Source organism: Yersinia sp. LJYL362, assembly GCF_048323875.1.
Map to the genome: position 1 here is coordinate 1 of NZ_JBLWEX010000228.1, position 18,530 is coordinate 18,530.

Consider the following 18,530-nt stretch of genomic DNA (forward strand, 5'->3'; position numbering starts at 1 on the left):
GTGGCCGAATGAAAGACTTGAAAGCCAGCTATGTTCTGAATACTCCAGAAATCCATGCACCACTGGCGAAAAACCAGGTTGTCGGGATGATTAACTTCCAGTTGGATGGTAAAACCATCGATCAACGGCCACTGGTTGTCATGAATGAAGTGAAAGAAGGCGGGATCTTCAGCCGCATGGTGGACTACATCAAACTGATGTTCCACCGCTGGTTTGGCTAATCGCTGGCCTTGAAAAGCCGAAGTCGACCCCCATATTATAAATAATGTGAAACTCCCGCTCCGGCGGGAGTTATAATTTTATAGTCGGGTACTTTTTATCCTAACAGCAGTCCGACAACAATCTGTCCGTCAAACCCCAGGAGCGCACATGAAAACTAAACTGAACGAACTGCTTGAGTTCCCTTGTCCCTTTACCTACAAGGTAATGGGCATTGCTGAACCTCAACTGGTTAACCAGGTGGTTGAAGTGGTACAGCGCCATGCTCCGGGCGATTATACCCCCGAAGTCAAACCGAGCAGTAAAGGCAACTATCACTCTGTTTCCATTACCATTACAGCGACCCATATCGATCAAGTGGAAACGCTGTATGAAGAATTAGGCAATCTTGAATTGGTCAGAATGGTGCTGTAATACCGTTCAAATACTGACCACTCACCTATGGCCCACACTGCTTACTCAGCCGTCGGGCCTTATTTTTTACGGCCAAATAATCGCTTTCATCCGTCAAAATAGTGCCTCGACACAGCTGGACTGGTATACTGACGCCACCATTTCTGTAACCAGATGATGCCTCGCTTGCAACAACACAAGATCATTTTACGTCAGCTAGGGCTACAACCCTATGCCCCCGTATCTCAAGCCATGCATAATTTCACTGAGTTTCGCACCGATACCAGCGCAGATGAAATCTGGCTGGTTGAACATCAACACGTCTTTACTCAGGGTCAGGCAGGAAAAGCCGAACATGTTCTGATGCCCGGTGATATTCCGGTTATCCAAAGTGACCGCGGGGGCCAGGTCACTTATCATGGCCCCGGCCAACAAGTTATGTATATCATGATTGATCTCAAGCGGGCCAAATTGGGTGTGCGACAGCTAGTGACCGCCATTGAAAATACCGTGATTGAGACGCTAGCCCATTTAGGCATTGAATCACAAGCTCGCCCGGATGCCCCCGGTGTTTATGTGGGTCAACAGAAAATTTGTTCATTAGGTCTACGCATTCGCAGGGGCTGTTCATTCCATGGTCTGGCATTAAATGTTGCTATGGATCTGGAACCCTTCCAGCGTATTAATCCCTGTGGCTACGCAGGCATGCAAATGACGCAAGTCAGCGCGCTGAAAGCGGGTACGACTATGGCCGATGTTCAACCAATATTAGTGCGCGAATTTACCCGTCAGCTAGGTTATCCCGATGCCGAGCAACAGCCGTGGTCATTGGCTGATTATTTACCACCAGACGCTCAATAGCCCGGCAATAAGCAATGTGAAGTATGAATAACGCCCCCACAGCCACTCAATACGGCGCTATTTACAAACGCCTACAAAATTGGGGGCTGAATGAGACAGGCTAAAGATGATATAATTTTTAAACAAATTTCAAAATTTTTTTAACGACGCCATATCCCGTTGAATTTAATTAAAAATCTCAAGTTGAGAGATTCAGAACTGGAACCTGCACGATTATGAGTAAACCGATTCAGATGGAACGCGGCGTCAAATACCGCGACGCAGATAAAATGGCGCTAATCCCGATTAAAACCGTGGTTACCGAACGCCAAGAGCTGCTGCGTAAACCCGAGTGGATGAAAATCAAGCTTCCTGCTGACTCTAGCCGCATTCAGGGTATTAAAGCAGCAATGCGTAAAAATGGTCTGCACTCGGTTTGCGAAGAGGCCTCCTGCCCCAACCTGTCGGAGTGCTTTAACCACGGTACCGCGACCTTTATGATCCTCGGCGCGATTTGCACCCGCCGTTGCCCATTCTGCGACGTTGCCCACGGCCGCCCAGTGACACCGGATGCCAATGAGCCAGAAAAATTAGCTCAAACAATCAAAGATATGGGTTTGCGCTATGTGGTTATCACCTCGGTTGACCGCGATGATTTACGTGATGGCGGTGCCCAGCATTTTGCAGATTGCATCTCAGCGATTCGTGCCAAAAACCCAACCATTAAAATTGAAACATTAGTGCCAGATTTCCGTGGCCGTATGGATCGCGCGTTAGATATTTTGACTGTCACACCACCAGATGTCTTTAACCACAATCTGGAAAACGTTCCACGGGTATATCGTCAGGTTCGCCCAGGGGCTAACTATGAGTGGTCACTCAAATTATTGGAGCGCTTTAAAGAAGCTCATCCAGATATTCCTACCAAATCTGGTTTGATGGTCGGTTTGGGTGAAACTAATGCTGAAATCGTGGAAGTTATGCGTGATTTGCGCCGTCATGGAGTCACTATGCTGACGCTGGGCCAATATTTGCAACCTAGCCGTCACCATTTACCGGTACAGCGATATGTTAGCCCAGCGGAGTTTGATGAAATGAAAGCGGAAGCCATGGCGATGGGCTTTACCCATGCAGCTTGTGGCCCATTTGTGCGCTCCTCTTACCATGCTGACCTGCAAGCAAAAGGGTTGGAAGTAAAATAAGCCAAATTAGTCTGAATAGTTGTTCAGACTAATTTGATTGAAATATTTTATTACATCTTAAATAGCAGATAATCAAAAACGGATTTCCACTGGAGATCCGTTTTTTAGTTTCTCAGCCGGTTTCTATTACCTGCCGATATAATCAGTCTTTATGCTCGATAGGCGGCTTGGCTTCTGTTGCGACTTTAGTAGACTCAGCAGCCGTGTTGGCTGGAGGAGCATCGTCATTACCCATCGCCTTTTTAAAGCCTTTCAGAGCCGCGCCTAAATCCGCACCTAACGTGCGCAATTTGCTGGTACCAAACAACAACACAATCAATATGCCGACTACCAGCAATTTGGTAATACTGATACCTTCCATACACACCTTCTTGATTAGTACTGTTCATTAAATCATGCGCTATTTACGAATAAATTGCTGATTAAAACAAGAGTAATATGTAACAGATTTCGTTAGTGAACTATGATTTACTCAAGAGTCTATTCTCATTTATTTTGACTCATTCCGGATGAGACATTGCCGTTAACATCCCCCCAAAGCAGAAAGAACGAGGGAGCCGCCAATTGCCTTATTCAAGTAGAATCAATACTCGCAGATCCGGGTTAAGTTTCGCTAAAAGGACTTATTTACCCCGCGCATTTGGTTTAGGTATTGGCATGTTTTGTGTAGGCTCCGTGCTCTACACACAGAATGCTCCATTATGGCTATGGCTAATGCTGGTGCTTAATGGATTGGTATGGCCACATATTGCCTACCTACTGGCCTCACGCTCTGAACAACCGTTTGAGCAAGAAATCATAAACATGAAAATAGACTCGGCGCTGGGAGGTGTCTGGGTTGCAATAATGTCATTCAATGCTCTGCCATCAGTCGTTATTCTCTCCATGATGAGCATGAACAATATTGCTTCTGGTGGGAAAAATGTTTTTTGTAAAGGGCTGGCTTTACAGATAGCCTGTAGTTTACTGACTGCATGGATATTTAATTTGCCCTTTAAACCTGAGACCTCGCCACTTCAGGTATATGCCTGCCTACCGATGATAATTATTTACCCTTCCCTGCTTGGATTAGTCACCTATCGAACCGCAAAACGCCTGGCTGAAAATAAAGAAGAGTTATTGCGTATTAGTGTCAGGGATGGATTAACTGGGCTGTATAACCGCAGGCATTGGGAACATCAGCTACATAATCAATTTGATAGTTGCCGACGCTACCAACATGGTGCCACGCTAATTTTACTGGATATTGATAATTTTAAATCTATAAATGATACCTTTGGTCACGCCGTTGGTGATGAGGCTATTACTGTTCTTGCCGAAGAATTACTGCTGGGGTTGCGAGCCATTGATATTGTTGGCCGCTATGGTGGAGATGAGTTTGGTGCTATTTTACCCAATACAACTGCCGAACAAACGCGGGAAGTATTAATGCGAATTCAGGAAAGGTTAGCCGATTTAGTTTTTACCCAAGCACCGCCCCTGCAACTCAGAGTCAGTGCCGGTATCGCGGATTACCGTCATGACATGATTAACTATCAGCAATGGTTAAAAGCCGCCGATTCTGCACTATATTTGGCAAAAGATAATGGCCGTAACCGCATTGAGCTGGCAAGCTGAATAACGGTAAAATTCCGATATAGTGGTATCCCTAAAGAAAGGTGTTTATGTTTAATACATTGCTTGCAGTATTTATTGGTGGTGGTGTGGGCAGTGTCGCCCGTTGGTTGGTCAGTCTGAAGCTAAACAGTTTTTCCCCCAATATCCCGGTTGGAACACTTATTGTAAACCTAGTCGGTGCTTTTATTATCGGCCTGACATTAGCACTGTTCACCCGAATTGCACACATTGATCCTGTTTGGAAATTACTCATTACTACTGGCTTTTGTGGTGGGCTGACGACATTTTCAACCTTCTCCGTTGAAGTTGTCTATTTACTTCAGGATGGGAAATTAGCTTGGGCTGCGAGCACAGTTGCACTTAATCTGGCCGGTTCACTTGCCATGACAATGCTGGCTTTCATATTGGTTAATTACTTTGCTGCTCAATAATCGTGGATCACAGAGCACCACTGTTTACTGCATCTTAATGTTTTCTTAATCTACGAACCGGATAATTATTTAGCAGAGAACAGTTAGCCAATGGGGTGACTGATGTGCTGGATAGATCCTATGTTTAGTTTACCCAAAACAGGAACTGAATGGCTGGCAGTTATTTTTTGCCTGGTTATCACCGTTGCCTTTTTAAGGGCATATCTCTTTTAGCCCACTCTCACGTCAATGCTTGTTGACACGATAAATAAAAAACCCGCCTGATAACAATGAGGCGGGTTTTAAGAGATATGGGCTACTTAGATAGCGATAACATTAGCAGCTGATGGCCCTTTGGCACCGCTCGTGATTTCAAATTCTACACGCTGGCCTTCAGCAAGAGTTTTGAAACCGTTGCTAGCGATGGCTGAGAAATGAACGAAAACGTCCTTGCTGCCATCTTCTGGGGTAATAAAACCAAAGCCTTTAGCTTCATTGAACCACTTAACGCTACCTTTAATCTTAGACATCAAACTTACCTTTACGTGAATGTTGGACACAAAATGTGTGTCAAATACAGTACAGCAATAGAACTGTTTTTTGTCCACGGCAGAGATCACAAAAAACAGAGAAAAAGTGAAAACCTCAGCTTTTATGCTCAATTTTTAGCACAGAAATCCATGTTTCGTTCTTTTACAGCTCACCCGCACTGGCCCTAAAAAAGTCCCAGACTGTATCTGAAAGCGTTTCACCTGTATTATACTTGTCCATTGGATACGCTAATACGAGATGCATGATGAACGGTAGAATAACAACTTTTTTTGAAGATAAAGGTTTTGGTTTTATCACCGATGAGAACGGAGATAACCGTTATTTTCACGTTATTAAAGTTGCTAATCCCGAGATGATTAAAAAAGGTGCGGAAGTGACTTTCGAGCCAACAACCAATACCAAAGGGTTGTCAGCATTTGCAGTGAAAGTGGCCATTGAGAGCAAATACATTTTTATTGCCAATGAAAGAATCAAACTCACCAGTATAAAATCTTTCAATACTTTTACTAAAGAAGTGCCTGCACAGGCTGAAGTTGATAAAGCCAATACCATCCTTTCAGTCAATTTGCTGATGAGTAAAATCCGGCCGCAGGAAGAAGATATTTCAGAGAAAACTGTGCCATTAAAAATGTTATCGATAACAACATTCCAAAATGTCACTTACACATTCTCAGAGCATGAAGTTGATATTGACAGTACGATTGCCAAATTGAAGAGTATTTAATCCCGATTTGATTTTACTAAAACGCCGCGATATCCCCATAAACAGCCCCAAATAGCTTTGGGGCTGTCCGGGTATTCCCGGATTTTGAAGCTGGCATCCCTGCCCGCTAGCACTAGACAATCCCTTTAGTATTCTCTGATGTTGACGGGAAAAGTAACCAAAAATCCAGTCCGTTATTTATATTAACTATTTGAACATAAACATTTTAATCAATTCAACGTCAGTACGGGCTCCCAGTTTTTTCATAGCAGACCGTTTTTGCCCACTGACTGTTTTCTCACTCTTTTTCAAAATCCTGGCGATATCACCGCCGGAAAAACCTTCATTAAATAATTTCAACACGATATTTTCATTGGGTGTCAAATACTGCCGCTCCGACGACGGTAAACTCAGAACTCTCGTAGATTTACGCTCAGATAAGTTATCTTTAAGCCCGCGAAGCTTACGTTTGAAAACAGTCGTAATTTTATTAGTAACAGTATCAACGCAATCTTCTCTGAAGATCATCGTCACATTGCCGAATCTTGGGATACCCTGTAAAAAGCTATTCAAACGAGCATCACAAATCAAAAAAACATCAGCTTCTGAAGGTGCTTTATCCAAACGCTTTAGAGCATCAAAAAAACTGAACTCATCAACCCCAATAAAAATGATATCTGCTGAATAAAATGCTTTTCGATAGAATTTGATCTCTTTTTTAAATCCTAGAGATGTAAATATCTTTTTTACGATAGCTACCATACCTAGTGTTTGATATTTATCGTTATCAACGATCATACAGCTTATCATATTGGCCACACCCGCTAGTGCTTCAGCACTCTATGAATTGTTAACTTACATCTGTTTGTGATGAAATAAAAATTATTAAATATTATGAAGATAGACCAGAAACACCTTACTTTTGAGTAAACCATAGAGGCGTCATGAGATATATAAGAAGGCAACACCGGAGGGTGTAGGAAACGTCTTTTTTTCAAAAGAATATTTCTCGTTTTTTTATTTATGGTTAAATCTGTCAGGCGTGACAGCATTCAGATTGTATGTAAAAATAGTGAAAAATTAGTAGCCTAACTAGGAAGGTTCTAATGCTATACCTACGCCATTTACAGCTGGATATCTCATTTAACCTTATTTCAAGCCGAACGATTATATGAGAAACGTCGGTTTACATGCGCTAAAGACATTAAGCTGCTTTTCTGCCGTTACCTTTTATTCTGCCAGCAAAACCTGTACCGAACAGTGCTTTTTAGGTGGAGAAGTAATGGGGGTTTTGTACTTTTTGTCGATCATCGCCACCCCACTGTTTTTTATGATTATCGGTTATATCGATTCGAGCGATGAGATAGATCAAGCAGATATACTCAGAAAATTAAAATCTATCATAACCATTATCATTTTCTGGAACGTGCTTTTCTACTTTATCAATGAGGATGGCTTCAAGCGAGGCTATTTCCTGCAAAGCTGGCTTTTATTCAGTATTGCTATTATTTATCTGATCAACCCGATAATCTCGAAAGTACTACAAAGTAACAGAACGGCTATCATCACTCTCTCGTGTCTGGTTATATTCTCTATTTCTATCGATTTAATCAGCGCGTTCAGTGAAAGACCATATTTAATTGATTTTCCACAATATTTTAGACTATGGACGTGGGTGTTTTATTATATGACTGGCAGGTTCCTCTGCTCAAAAATTTGCCAAAAAATAACCAAATTGCCAAGGATCCGTCTTGTCGCAAAAGTACTTCTTATCCCGACGGCAGTTTCAATGTATTACTATGAAAGCTTTATGTCGATACATGTATATAAAACAGTGAATGCAGGCTACTTCCTCGATAACTTGCATGTTTTAATTCTGAGCTTATGTTTATTTGTAATATTTGATAACTTTGACACTAAACATGAATGGATAAAGAAAACACTGGCCTATATCAGTCCATCCATGATCGGGGTGTATATCTTGCATGATGGGATTTTCTATTTTATTGCCAGCGCATATAACTTATCTGATGTCACATTGAGGTTCACATTACTGTTGTCAGTATTTGCGGCCTCAGTCCTGTTATCACGAATTCTATTACTTAATAAATACACATCACGTTTTATCTCGTTTTGATAGATATTACCCGCTTCCATACGAAGTGGTGGCGGGTCAGATATGCAGCAACAACAAAACTCGCGCAAGATAAAATATACTAGCAGAATCACCTATATCGGAGACAACAGGCGATGGGTGGTAGCAGGCGCTTCTGTCCAACACTTTTCATTATTGAATCTGAATCAAGGTCAGGGTATTGCCGAATACTGCGCCAGTATCAATATAGAGCTGGTTTTTAAATAGTGATGGTTTTACCAGCGGCGTGTGACCAAAAATAAATTTATCAGCCCCGGAGATCTCATCACTTTCTCCCTTCATAGCCGCGTTAAGGCGCTTACGATTCCATAAGACTAAATGCTCATCAACAAATTTGCCGTAAACATACTCATCTGAAGGATAATCAGCATGAGCGATAACATATTTCCCGTTGTCAGTCGTAACCTCAATTACCAGTGGTAGCTGTTCGGCCTGTTTAATCAACTGTTCAACCTGATATCTATTATTTCCTTCCAATAAGAAGAACCAGCGCCCGCCATTGGCTATCCAGGTATCAGCCTCATCACCGGCCAGTACATCAATAGCCATTTGCTCATGATTGCCACGAACAGCACGAAACCAATATGCATTAAGCAGTTCATAACATTCCGTATTCTGAGGGCCGCGATCAGCCAGATCTCCCACAGAAACAAGTAAATCAGACGAGCGATCAAAGGCAACTCGACCCAAACTATCCATCAACTTTTTATAGCAGCCATGAATATCACCAACAACAAAGATACGCCGGTATTCACCGCCATTTATTTTTTGGTACATAGTAGGCCTCACAGTCAGTGTATTGCCTACTTTAATTTTAGCTTAATTGCTCAATTTATGAGCACAAATGCGGGGTTTAGTTAAAAATAGAGGGGGAATGTGGTGAGTTTCAACACACGGCAATTTTTTGTTGATAGATGCACGTCACTCTCGTACTGCGGGAATTCTTTATAAATGCTATTTCAAAAATAGAATAAACCGCCCTCAAGCGGCTTATTCTACGTTGAAAGGACAACAAACCGCCTTAGGATCACTGAGGCCGATATATGTCTCTGTAGTGGGCTAATCTTTCCCGGAAAAAATCGAGTTCATCTGATGAAAGTTTTGCTTCAATTTCGTCAACTTTAATTTTCTTTTTTTGGTTTTCCATAAAAGCAACCGTGGATGCCACAAAATCCAGGCTGGTATGGCAATATGCCGAAACAAGTTTTTCAAGTGCTGACATGTTACCCCCCCCCTTTATCTGACCTAGCACACTGCAAAATTTAACACAAATAATTATATTAAAACCGAGACACAGATCAACCAAAAAGGAAATAGCCAACCGCAGGCCCCTGACGCCAGCAGTGTTATTGATTTTAAACTGAAGTCAGGTATTTTGTCGTGGGTCGATGTTTTTTAGCGGGTTTTCCGTTATGGTTTAGATAACCCAGCCAAAACTTACCATTGATAATGAGATCAGAATTGAAATGAGAAAAACAACAATGATTATGATAGCAATTGCCCTCGCGGTATTTGCTTACACGCATTTTACCGGAGCCTAACGCTATCAAACCTATGCTAAAAGTTATCGCACAAGACTTTATCAAACCAGAAAACATCAGTGATGTTATGCCGCTCTATAAAGAATTAGTGGAAAAAACAAAGCTTGAACCCCTTTGTATTTCCTATGATTTGTACATTGATGATAAAGACCCTGGTAGCTTCGTTTTTATTGAAGAGTGGCCAGACCAAGCGGCATTAGATACACATTGCGCAACAGAGCATTTCAGACGGTTGGTTCCGCAGATCAACCAATATCAGCGAAAAGAGTGCACATTCATCTTTATGCACCCTTTTGAATAGCGTTTCAAAGCAACCGGTTACAATACCTGTTGCTCTTCTTCATGATATTGATTCTGCCACATAGCTGAGTACCGACCATTGTGCAGCAATAATTCCTCATGCCGCCCGCGTTCAACTATTGCGCCCGCTTCCATCACAATAATTTCATCAGCATCAATAATGGTGGATAAACGGTGAGCAATAACCAACGTCGTGTGATCACGGCTAACTTCTCGTAAATGGGCCTGAATCTCGCGCTCAGTATGGGTATCTAATGCACTGGTTGCTTCATCAAAAACCAAAATAGCCGGATTTTTAAGAATCGTACGCGCAATCGCTACCCGCTGTTTCTCACCACCAGATAATTTAAGCCCGCGCTCCCCGACCCGCGTCTCATAGCCATCAGGTAAGCTAATAATGAAATCATGGATATGCGCGAGTTTCGCTGCTCGTTCTATCTCAGCAAAACTTGAAGAGGTTCTGCCATAAGCAATGTTATAACGCAGCGTGTCATTAAATAGCACCGTATCTTGAGGCACGATACCAATAGCCTCACGTAAACTTGCTTGAGTCACATTGCGGATGTCTTGATCATCAATATAAATCGCACCATCAGTCACATCATAAAAACGAAACAGCAAGCGAGATAGTGTCGATTTACCGGCTCCTGATGCCCCCACCACTGCCACCGTTTTACCCGCCGGAATAGTAAAACTCACCTTATTCAGAATAGGTCGGCGTGGGTCATAACCGAAACTCACAGAGTCGAAGCGCACTTCTCCTCTTGTCAGCTGCAAAGTTGGCGCATTAGGACGATCTGTAATTTCTTTTTTTACCATCAATAAATCGAGCATATTCTCCATATCAATCAGCGCCTGTCTGATCTCGGAGTAAATAAACCCAAAGAAGTTGAGTGGCTGATACAACTGAAGAAGATAAGCATTGACCAACACAAAGTCACCGATGGTCATACGACCTTGCGTAATACCTTGCGCCGCCATAGACATCATCACAACCAGCCCTACCGATATAATGGCTGTTTGCCCCAGACTTAATGCAGTAAAACTAAATTGATTTTTTATCGCTGCATATTCATACAGCTGTCTGGAGTGATTAAAACGTTCGGCCTCAAACTGTTCATTACCAAAATATTTTACAGTTTCATAATTTATCAGGCTGTCGATAGACTTGGTGTTGGCATCGGCATTAGCTTGATTCAGCTCGCGCCGAAAGCGAGTTCGCCAACTGACAGCCATCACGGTAAATAGGATGTAACAGGCAACGGTCGCCAAAATGGCGACAGCAAACCAGCCATCGAGCAGATGCCACATAATAAGAGAGACTAATGTTATCTCAAATAAAATGGGGAATATGGAGAACAAGATGCGCGAAAGTACCGTCGCAACCGCTTGTGTACCGCGCTCAATAGATAAAGATAACCCACCCGTTTGCCTGTCCAGATGAAAACGTAAGCTGAGATCATGTAATTGCTTAAATACCCGTAAACCAAGTAACCGCGTCGCATTCTGACTGACATGCACAAACATGACGTTACGCAACTCTTCAAATAGAGAAGCACTGATTCTCGCGACCCCATAAGCAATTATCAAGGTGATGGGAATAGCCATCATCTTGGCATTTTCACTGCTCAATGTGTCGATCATCGCCCTATATGCAAGAGGGACCAGAGTGGTGCTGACCTTCGAAACCACCATAAATATGACGGCAGCAATTAGGTAGTAACGCAGTTTAGGATTATTTTTAGGCCACAGGTAAGGCAGCAGGAATTTCAGTATACGGGAGCGATCCATATTTATTTATTTGTCATCTCAAGTGGGTAAGCAGTCATTATTTTTTATATTCTGCCACGTATCAGAGTCATGACCTAACAAACAAGTCAATATCAACAATCATTGAGCTAGCTCAGTTTGAGCCGCCATATACCGATGGATGCGATATGTTCGTTAATTAAATTGTGTTGCACAGTTAGTTTTCTTTCATTTTTTTTGACCAACATGAACAATTCTCTTCGATATCCAAATTATGTGATCGGAGTAACATTACTTCTATCGAAAGCAACCGGCTTTCACATCAATAAACACAAGAGAATTTATTATGAAAATGACTATCGCAGCTCTGACCTTAATTGCAGCAATTCTGGCTCCAACTGTTTCAATGGCAAATATTGGTGACCATGACAGCTATCAAGGCACCTACTCCATCAGCCAGGGCCAAAGCACTAATAACGCGGGCCAAACAGCGAAAAACTAAAAAACCAACAGCCCCACTTAATATTGAGTGGGGCTTTTAATTATCATCAATACTATTCATTATCACCAAAATCAGATACCCAATTCTTAAGTACTCGCTGTTTTATCTCCTCGGGATAGGCATAATCGAATGAGCTGATAGAACCGTAATTTTCAGGTAACAACGCATCAATCACTACGCGTTTTCCTTTACGGCTGTGGCGCTCGGCCTGCGAATAACAACTCAATAGTGGCAAAATTGCACTTTCATAGAAATAACGCCTTTTCTCAGGATGTACACGAGTCGATAATGCCCAAAGTAGCGAATGGGTATCTGTTGGATCTATATCGTCATCCAGCACCACGATTTTGGGTAATTTGATACTATTACGCGTCTGATGAATAATATCCCCAATTTTTTTAGTCAATTGTTCACTACTCAAGTCTGGATGGAGTTGGCGCCAATTGTGCTTAATAGATACGATCATTAAATGACAGGCAGAATATAGCGGCCCCCAAACAAAGGACACCGGCATATTCGCTTCCAACAACACATTCTGAATAGCTGCTGCATCGCCTATCCCCGAACATGTGTGATATTCATCAACCGGCTTACCCTCAGCAACCACAGGCCAAATGGGGTTGTCTTGCCAACTAATTGCTTCAATTGACAAGATCGGTTGTAGTGAGTTTTCATTTGGTGTGTATCCAGCAAATTCACCAAATGGCCCTTCTACACCTTCGCGAGTAATAGCAAAATAGCCTTCAATAACGACTTCGGAACTGGCTGGTACCCTCAAATGATGCGTCTCACATTTAACAACCTCAATTCCCTTACCATATAGCGCACCAATATAGTCGGCTTCGTTAACATCACGGTCAAGCAAAGGCAACCCGGCCACATAGGGGACGATGGGTTCACATCCTTGAACCAATGCATAAGGCATCGGCTTACCTATTTTGACCCATTCCTCCCATATATCAGCAATATGCTGGCTAGGGAAAACCAATGCAATCATCTGTCGGTCATTATGATATTGCACACGTTGTATTGACCAGTTACACCATTTGCCGTCAGGTGATTCAACAATAAACACGCCCCAGGTATTAACATAACGGTTGCCGTCATATTGATGTACCTGCGGTATAGGAAAGCGAGCCAATGTTGCTTTCTCCCCATGAAGAATATTTTGCTTACAGGCTGCTGAATTACGGTCTATTTCTTTCGGTAGATAAGGTTTTTTTTTCAAGCCATCGACCAGATACTGAACAATATCCTGCGCCGTTGCTGTTAAGGATAATCCTAAAGACATCGCTACCCGGGAAAGTGGGTATTCAGTATTGGATGATAAGGCTGCCAGTCCGCCGACAATTGAACAACCAGGATAATCTTTTATATTGGTCATCAAAGGCACTGGGGCTTCAATTTCCGCACAGCGACGAATAATTGCCGCAGCTTCTAAATAACTATCGACGGGACGGTTAATTACCCTCAAATCGCCCTGTTCTTGCAGCAAGCTTATTTGTTCGCGTACACTTTTTAAAAACATGATTGACTCCCACGTCAGAGATGAAGGTATTAATCCAAAATAATGTCCGGTAGTGGTAGTTCATTAGTGATAATTGCTTGTGACAGGCGAGCAATATCTTCATCTAAAGGGCGATCTTTATCGAGGAAGGGAGAGAACCGACGGACGGCGTGATAAAACGCCGCTACTTCAGGTGCAATAATCTGTAAATTATCTCTAAGCGCCAGCGCTTGAGCTGCGGTAATCAATGTCATTGAGACGACATCGCGTAGCTTTATTTCCATTTCAGCAACATCTTGTGCCGCATGCGTTCCTAAGCTAACAATATCTTGATTGTATTGCTCAGTTGGCATTGTATGTATTCCGGAAGGGGAACATTCTCGGCGGATAGCGGCAACCAAAGCAGTTTGTGAGAGCTGTATTCCTTTCATTCCCTGATATATCCCCGGTACCGGGCTAAGCGAATTAGCCAATCCATGGGAAAAACGCTCATCCATCATTAGGGCAACTATCGAATGCAGATGATTTGCGAGCAAGGCGATATCAAGCTTTAATGCATCCATTGTCCTTGCAATATAGTGGCCCATAAAATTACCACCATTTAAGACGTCACCTGTATTGGGATCGATTAAAGGATTATCATTGGCAGAATAAGCCTCACGTTCAATAATCGTTTTGGTGTAAGCCAATGACTCAGGAATAATTCCTAATATTTGTGGCACACAGCGTATAGAATAAACTTCCTGAACCGTCGAATCTAATCTTGTTGCAGTGCCCTTATTAGAACAAAGATTAGGTTGTTGCTTTAATTTATGCAGCAGACTTTCCTGGCGAGTTCCTTTCAACAGTTTACGCAATGTCGCTGCAATGGCTTTTTGCCCAGGATGATTTTTTATTTCTTGAATACGGGGATCAAAATGTTCATCTGAGGCCTGTAAGGCTTCAATTGCCATAGTTATTCCAGCAATCCCGGCTTTAAGTGTTTGCTCCAATCTAACAACTGCAATAGCACTAATCCCGGTCATAATTCGAGTGCCATTGATTAATGCCAGCCCCTCTTTTGCTTGAAGGCTAATGGGATGTAATCCAGCTTTTTCGATAGCTTCTGCGGCTGTTAGTTCGCTATTGTCATACCAAACTCTTCCTTTTCCACACAGTGCCTTAGCAATATAGGTTAAAGGAATGAGATCACCACTCGCCCCGACCGAACCATAGCGGGGAACCAAAGGAATTATCCCTTTGTTAAGATGCTCTGCCAGCATTTCTACTGTTGCTGGACAAATTGAAGACCAACCACGACATACCGCGATTAATACCAGAAATTGCGCCGCTCTTACCTGTTCAGGTGGAAGAGACGGGCCAGTGCCAGCAGAGAGAAATCGCAACAAGTTATTTTGATGTTCTGCAATGGTCTCCGCTGGGACAACCATATTCGCATTACCACCAAAACCGGTGTTTACCCCATAAATAATTTCATTTTTATCCAGTTTTTTTTCTAATAAACTGCGCCCATATTGAAGCCACTTTAATAGTTCTTTATCCAGAACAACCTCTTTTTTATTTACAGCAACATCATATATTTCATTAATAGAGACCGGCTTGTCTTTTTTTATCCACACGACACTGACATCATTTAAAAATGACATATCATCCTCTGCTGATTTATAGAAATCACTTTTAATATAGATAAGGAGTAATAGATGTCAATAATTGCAATATTATTTATATTTAATTAAAACAAATATCCATTGGTTATTATTTAATAAAAAATAGATTAAAAATGTGAGTTTATAATAAAAAACACATAGCGAAACGTAAGGGAATAGGAATAATCAATAAGCATCTCTATGATATATCTATATTATTAATAATTTGAATATATATATCTTTTGTTTTTTATTTGTAAAATTATTATCCAATAAAAAGTCACCTGTAATATTTTATTGACAGCTGTACATTTCAGAACAGTATTAAGCTGTAAAAAACAATATAAAACATAGTGTTGGATAATTATCATCCCATTTATGTGAATATTTAATACCTAACAGCGGCTTTCGAGTTGCATCATCTATATACATTCAAAAGCCGCTGTTAACTGCATAATTACTCGTCGAAGAACCAATAACCCTGATTAATCAAATCCGTTAATTCAGCAACAAACGCTGGATTATGTAATGCCTCGCCCAGCTCCTTTTTACCAATCATCGTGTAACGGCACAGTGCGTCAGCGGCTTTAGGATCCACCGTTTCCAGTCGTTCACTGTTGATAAAGAAGCTGTTTCCGACTTGTAAAACCCGTAGCCCACTCAGGCGTGCCAAGACTTCACCATCCATCAGAGCATCGACAATCTCAGCTGGCTCGTAAGGTGGCTCCGCTGGAGCAATATCCAGTTCATGACGCGGTGTCGTGGCGAAGCGTCCAAACCATTGTTTAAAATCTTCCGGTTGATTAATCATATCGATCATCATCCCGCGCAAGCGGTCGAGTTCATAATCTTCAACCCGGCCCGGATGTTCCCGACAGGTTAAATCAGGATCACTGTAGTGCTCAGCGCCAAGATCATTTTCTAGCGCATAATCAGCAAAACTACTGATTAAATCCCTGCCATTTGGCCCGCGAAAGCCTACTGAGTAGTTGAATGCAGTTTCATGAGTAAACCCATCATGTGGGAAGCCAGGTGGGATATATAAAATATCGCCTGGAGCTAAATCTTCATCAATAATCGGTGTGAATGGCTCAACATGCAGCAGGGCTGGATGTGGGCAAAACTGTTTCAGTGGCAGTTTATCGCCCACGCGCCAACGGCGGCTACCCATACCCTGGATAATAAAAACATCGTACTGATCAATATGCGGTCCAACCCCACCGCCAGGGACAGAAAAAGAGATCATTAGATCGTCTAAGCGCCAGTCCGGTAGTACGCGAAATGGACGAACTAACTCAGCAGACGGAGCATGCCAGTGGTTAACCGCTTGGGCCAGTAGCGACCAGTTGGTTTCACCCAGATTATCAAAATGCTCAAATGGCCCGTTACTTGCCTGCCATTGGCCATTAACATGACTAACTAAACGGCTATCTACCTCAGCTTCCATTGCCAACCCAGCCAATTCATCTGGCGTAATAGGATCGACAAAGTTCGGGAAGGCATTTTTTAATACCACAGGTTGTTTTTGCCAATATTTCTCTAAGAATTCGGGCCAATTAAGATTGAGTTGATAAGTCATGCTTTCACACCAGTAAGAAGACAAACGGCGGTGATTATAATGTGGCTAACACCTGTCCTGCCTTGTCATTAGTCAATGACCTAGCTAGGTTAGGTAAAAAAATAGCGGGCAGAATAATTAATCAAAACACGGGGTTCATACCATAAATTTAATACTATTAAAAAATGCGACTGAACGTTATGAGGGAAGTTAAAGGTAATTTACTGATATGATTTTAAATATTATGAATAGTTCTCTCGGCATTGTTCGGAGGTATTTGTAGTTATATCGAAAATAGCTCACCGCCACGACCCACTCAGATACAGGGATGATTTAAGGGTGATTGATGCTGGCGATGTACGATAAAAAAGGCCACCCTAAAGGTAGCCTTAGACGTGATGACTGAATTATTTAGCGAATTTCTCAGCTTCTTTTTGAGTCGTGATGAAGCTTTCGCCAAGGCCAATCGCAACCAAAATGCCTACGATATAACCTGCTAACTTACTGTTTAATATCTTCTTTAGCATGAAACCTCCAATTCAGAGGACTAATCATTCTATGCCCTTTGCATCACAACCAGAAGATCTAAGCAGTTATAACAACAAATTAATATTCAGGTTTGAAAGGAATACCCAGCGCCCAGCGTGAATTCCAGTGAGCTACATACTGTTGAACAACTTTGGGCATCCCGCGTATTACAATAACGTTTTCTGAATTCTCAGTTTCGGCCGAAGGTGCAAAGTTAAATGACCCCGTTTCCACCGTCTGCTTATCAACAATAATCGTTTTATCGTGCTGTATATGATAATGGCCATCAATACGTAGCTTTACACCATTATTAGCCACATACAACATAGCAGCTTTACTCGCTGTCACCTGGTTACGCCTCTTATCCACAACAACACGGACATCAACTCCCCGTTTGCAGGCAGAAACTAATGCTTTGGCAATATCAGGTGCCTGGAACGAATAGCCGATCATTTGGATAGATTTATGCGCGCTTCCAATAACTTTCAGAACTAATGCTCGAGCTGATCCTTCCGGTGAAAATCCAACTTGCACATCAGGTGCCGCAAATGAAAAAGCCGGTAGGCTAATAGTCACTACAAACATGATGTATTTGATGCAATTCATAATAGCAAATTGCCTATTTAAGTGGTTCGAATGGTTCTCGCTACAGTATTCTTGGAATCAATGTGTGTCCAGTATAGTGAAAGATGAGACTCAAGTTAAAACGTGAGTATTTATTTCACTCGCTTACCGGCGTTATTCACCACCTTCTCACTATCTTTCTTATTCAATTCAAAGTTTTTTAATTTCAGTAATATAAGTTACTGCAACTGCATCGGTAAAATGAGGATTATCTACAAATACGTCTTTACCTATCCATGAATTTGCTGATGATGATGCGGTGCTGGCCGCCACGCTGGCGGGGTGTGGTCTATCTCAGTTACCGTTCTGGCTCGTCGGTAAAGACTTGCAAAGTGGGAGAGTTAAAGGAAGTTCTTGCCGGACATTCCGGTGGTGAAATGCCCATCAGTGCGTTATGACTGAAAAATCGTCAGTTACTGCCCAACATCCGTTATGTGGTGGATGAACTGGTCAGAGCGGCTGAAACGGGATTACTGGACTGATT

19 protein-coding genes and 2 pseudogenes are annotated in these 18,530 nt (G+C 42.2%); 11 read left to right on the top strand and 10 right to left on the bottom strand.

Annotated elements, in window-relative coordinates; genetic code table 11:
- The 4 genes and pseudogenes from ACNSO8_RS12525 to lipA form a co-directional block, all read left to right on the top strand.
- Positions 1-221, top strand: a pseudogene (locus ACNSO8_RS12525) (serine-type D-Ala-D-Ala carboxypeptidase); the annotation flags it as partial.
- 148 nt (positions 222-369) lie between these two features.
- Positions 370-633, top strand: a complete 264-nt coding sequence (ybeD, locus tag ACNSO8_RS12530) for a DUF493 family protein YbeD (protein WP_005158389.1) — start codon at positions 370-372, stop codon at positions 631-633.
- Between the two features lie 153 nt (positions 634-786).
- Positions 787-1,473, top strand: a complete 687-nt coding sequence (gene lipB / locus ACNSO8_RS12535) for a lipoyl(octanoyl) transferase LipB (protein WP_019082652.1) — start codon at positions 787-789, stop codon at positions 1,471-1,473.
- Positions 1,474-1,688: 215 nt separating this feature from the next.
- A complete protein-coding gene (lipA, locus tag ACNSO8_RS12540; protein ID WP_004712243.1) occupies positions 1,689-2,654 on the top strand; it encodes a lipoyl synthase in 966 nt (321 codons plus the stop codon).
- Positions 2,655-2,796: 142 nt separating this feature from the next.
- Here lipA and tatA read toward each other — a convergent pair whose 3' ends face one another.
- Entirely contained in the window at positions 2,797-3,015 is a 219-nt protein-coding gene (tatA, locus tag ACNSO8_RS12545; RefSeq protein WP_019081199.1) for a Sec-independent protein translocase subunit TatA, read from the bottom strand.
- Between the two features lie 203 nt (positions 3,016-3,218).
- On the opposite strand from tatA, the gene ACNSO8_RS12550 reads away from it, so the two are divergent.
- Together ACNSO8_RS12550 and crcB are read left to right on the top strand one after the other, a co-directional pair.
- Entirely contained in the window at positions 3,219-4,271 is a 1,053-nt protein-coding gene (locus tag ACNSO8_RS12550) for a diguanylate cyclase (RefSeq protein WP_020283421.1), read from the top strand.
- Between the two features lie 47 nt (positions 4,272-4,318).
- On the top strand, positions 4,319-4,702 hold the full coding sequence (gene crcB, locus ACNSO8_RS12555; RefSeq protein ID WP_019081200.1) for a fluoride efflux transporter CrcB: 384 nt from the start codon (positions 4,319-4,321) through the stop codon (positions 4,700-4,702).
- 299 nt (positions 4,703-5,001) lie between these two features.
- On the opposite strand, the gene cspE is transcribed toward crcB, so the two are convergent.
- Positions 5,002-5,211 (bottom strand): transcription antiterminator/RNA stability regulator CspE, encoded by a 210-nt coding sequence (cspE, locus tag ACNSO8_RS12560; protein ID WP_004716300.1) that lies wholly within the window; start codon positions 5,209-5,211, stop codon positions 5,002-5,004.
- 266 nt (positions 5,212-5,477) lie between these two features.
- Here cspE and ACNSO8_RS12565 point away from each other — a divergent pair, with 266 nt between their 5' ends.
- A complete protein-coding gene (locus tag ACNSO8_RS12565) occupies positions 5,478-5,957 on the top strand; it encodes a cold-shock protein (RefSeq protein ID WP_019082650.1) in 480 nt (159 codons plus the stop codon).
- A gap of 186 nt (positions 5,958-6,143) precedes the next feature.
- Here the strand turns inward: ACNSO8_RS12565 and ACNSO8_RS12570 are convergent, their stop codons facing one another.
- Positions 6,144-6,734 (bottom strand): helix-turn-helix transcriptional regulator, encoded by a 591-nt coding sequence (locus tag ACNSO8_RS12570; protein WP_019081202.1) that lies wholly within the window; start codon positions 6,732-6,734, stop codon positions 6,144-6,146.
- Between the two features lie 373 nt (positions 6,735-7,107).
- Here ACNSO8_RS12570 and ACNSO8_RS12575 point away from each other — a divergent pair, with 373 nt between their 5' ends.
- On the top strand, positions 7,108-8,073 hold the full coding sequence (locus ACNSO8_RS12575) for an acyltransferase (RefSeq protein WP_019081203.1): 966 nt from the start codon (positions 7,108-7,110) through the stop codon (positions 8,071-8,073).
- A gap of 150 nt (positions 8,074-8,223) precedes the next feature.
- On the opposite strand, the gene ACNSO8_RS12580 is transcribed toward ACNSO8_RS12575, so the two are convergent.
- Positions 8,224-8,868 (bottom strand): metallophosphoesterase, encoded by a 645-nt coding sequence (locus tag ACNSO8_RS12580; protein ID WP_019081204.1) that lies wholly within the window; start codon positions 8,866-8,868, stop codon positions 8,224-8,226.
- A gap of 250 nt (positions 8,869-9,118) precedes the next feature.
- Positions 9,119-9,313 carry a glycogen synthase gene (locus ACNSO8_RS12585; protein WP_005167868.1) on the bottom strand — a complete coding sequence of 65 codons (195 nt, stop codon included), beginning with the start codon at positions 9,311-9,313 and terminating at the stop codon, positions 9,119-9,121.
- A 332-nt stretch (positions 9,314-9,645) separates the two neighbouring features.
- Between ACNSO8_RS12585 and ACNSO8_RS12590 the strand changes: the two genes are divergently transcribed.
- Positions 9,646-9,933 (top strand): putative quinol monooxygenase, encoded by a 288-nt coding sequence (locus ACNSO8_RS12590; protein WP_019081206.1) that lies wholly within the window; start codon positions 9,646-9,648, stop codon positions 9,931-9,933.
- 17 nt (positions 9,934-9,950) lie between these two features.
- Here ACNSO8_RS12590 and ACNSO8_RS12595 read toward each other — a convergent pair whose 3' ends face one another.
- On the bottom strand, positions 9,951-11,723 hold the full coding sequence (locus ACNSO8_RS12595; protein ID WP_019081207.1) for an ABCB family ABC transporter ATP-binding protein/permease: 1,773 nt from the start codon (positions 11,721-11,723) through the stop codon (positions 9,951-9,953).
- Positions 11,724-12,027: 304 nt separating this feature from the next.
- Between ACNSO8_RS12595 and ACNSO8_RS12600 the strand changes: the two genes are divergently transcribed.
- Positions 12,028-12,183 (top strand): hypothetical protein, encoded by a 156-nt coding sequence (locus ACNSO8_RS12600; RefSeq protein ID WP_005167863.1) that lies wholly within the window; start codon positions 12,028-12,030, stop codon positions 12,181-12,183.
- 52 nt (positions 12,184-12,235) lie between these two features.
- Here ACNSO8_RS12600 and ACNSO8_RS12605 read toward each other — a convergent pair whose 3' ends face one another.
- From ACNSO8_RS12605 to ACNSO8_RS12620, 4 genes are all read right to left on the bottom strand, one after another.
- Positions 12,236-13,711: a UbiD family decarboxylase gene (locus ACNSO8_RS12605; RefSeq protein ID WP_418394805.1), complete on the bottom strand. Its 1,476-nt coding sequence runs from the start codon at positions 13,709-13,711 to the stop codon at positions 12,236-12,238.
- 29 nt (positions 13,712-13,740) lie between these two features.
- Positions 13,741-15,336 (bottom strand): HAL/PAL/TAL family ammonia-lyase, encoded by a 1,596-nt coding sequence (locus ACNSO8_RS12610; RefSeq protein WP_019081208.1) that lies wholly within the window; start codon positions 15,334-15,336, stop codon positions 13,741-13,743.
- 457 nt (positions 15,337-15,793) lie between these two features.
- A complete protein-coding gene (locus ACNSO8_RS12615) occupies positions 15,794-16,915 on the bottom strand; it encodes a cupin domain-containing protein (protein ID WP_019081209.1) in 1,122 nt (373 codons plus the stop codon).
- A gap of 585 nt (positions 16,916-17,500) precedes the next feature.
- Positions 17,501-18,028 (bottom strand): phospholipase D family protein, encoded by a 528-nt coding sequence (locus ACNSO8_RS12620; protein WP_019081211.1) that lies wholly within the window; start codon positions 18,026-18,028, stop codon positions 17,501-17,503.
- Positions 18,029-18,275: 247 nt separating this feature from the next.
- Here ACNSO8_RS12620 and ACNSO8_RS12625 point away from each other — a divergent pair.
- Positions 18,276-18,528, top strand: a pseudogene (locus tag ACNSO8_RS12625) (LysR substrate-binding domain-containing protein); the annotation flags it as partial.
- Positions 18,529-18,530 lie beyond the last annotated feature (2 nt).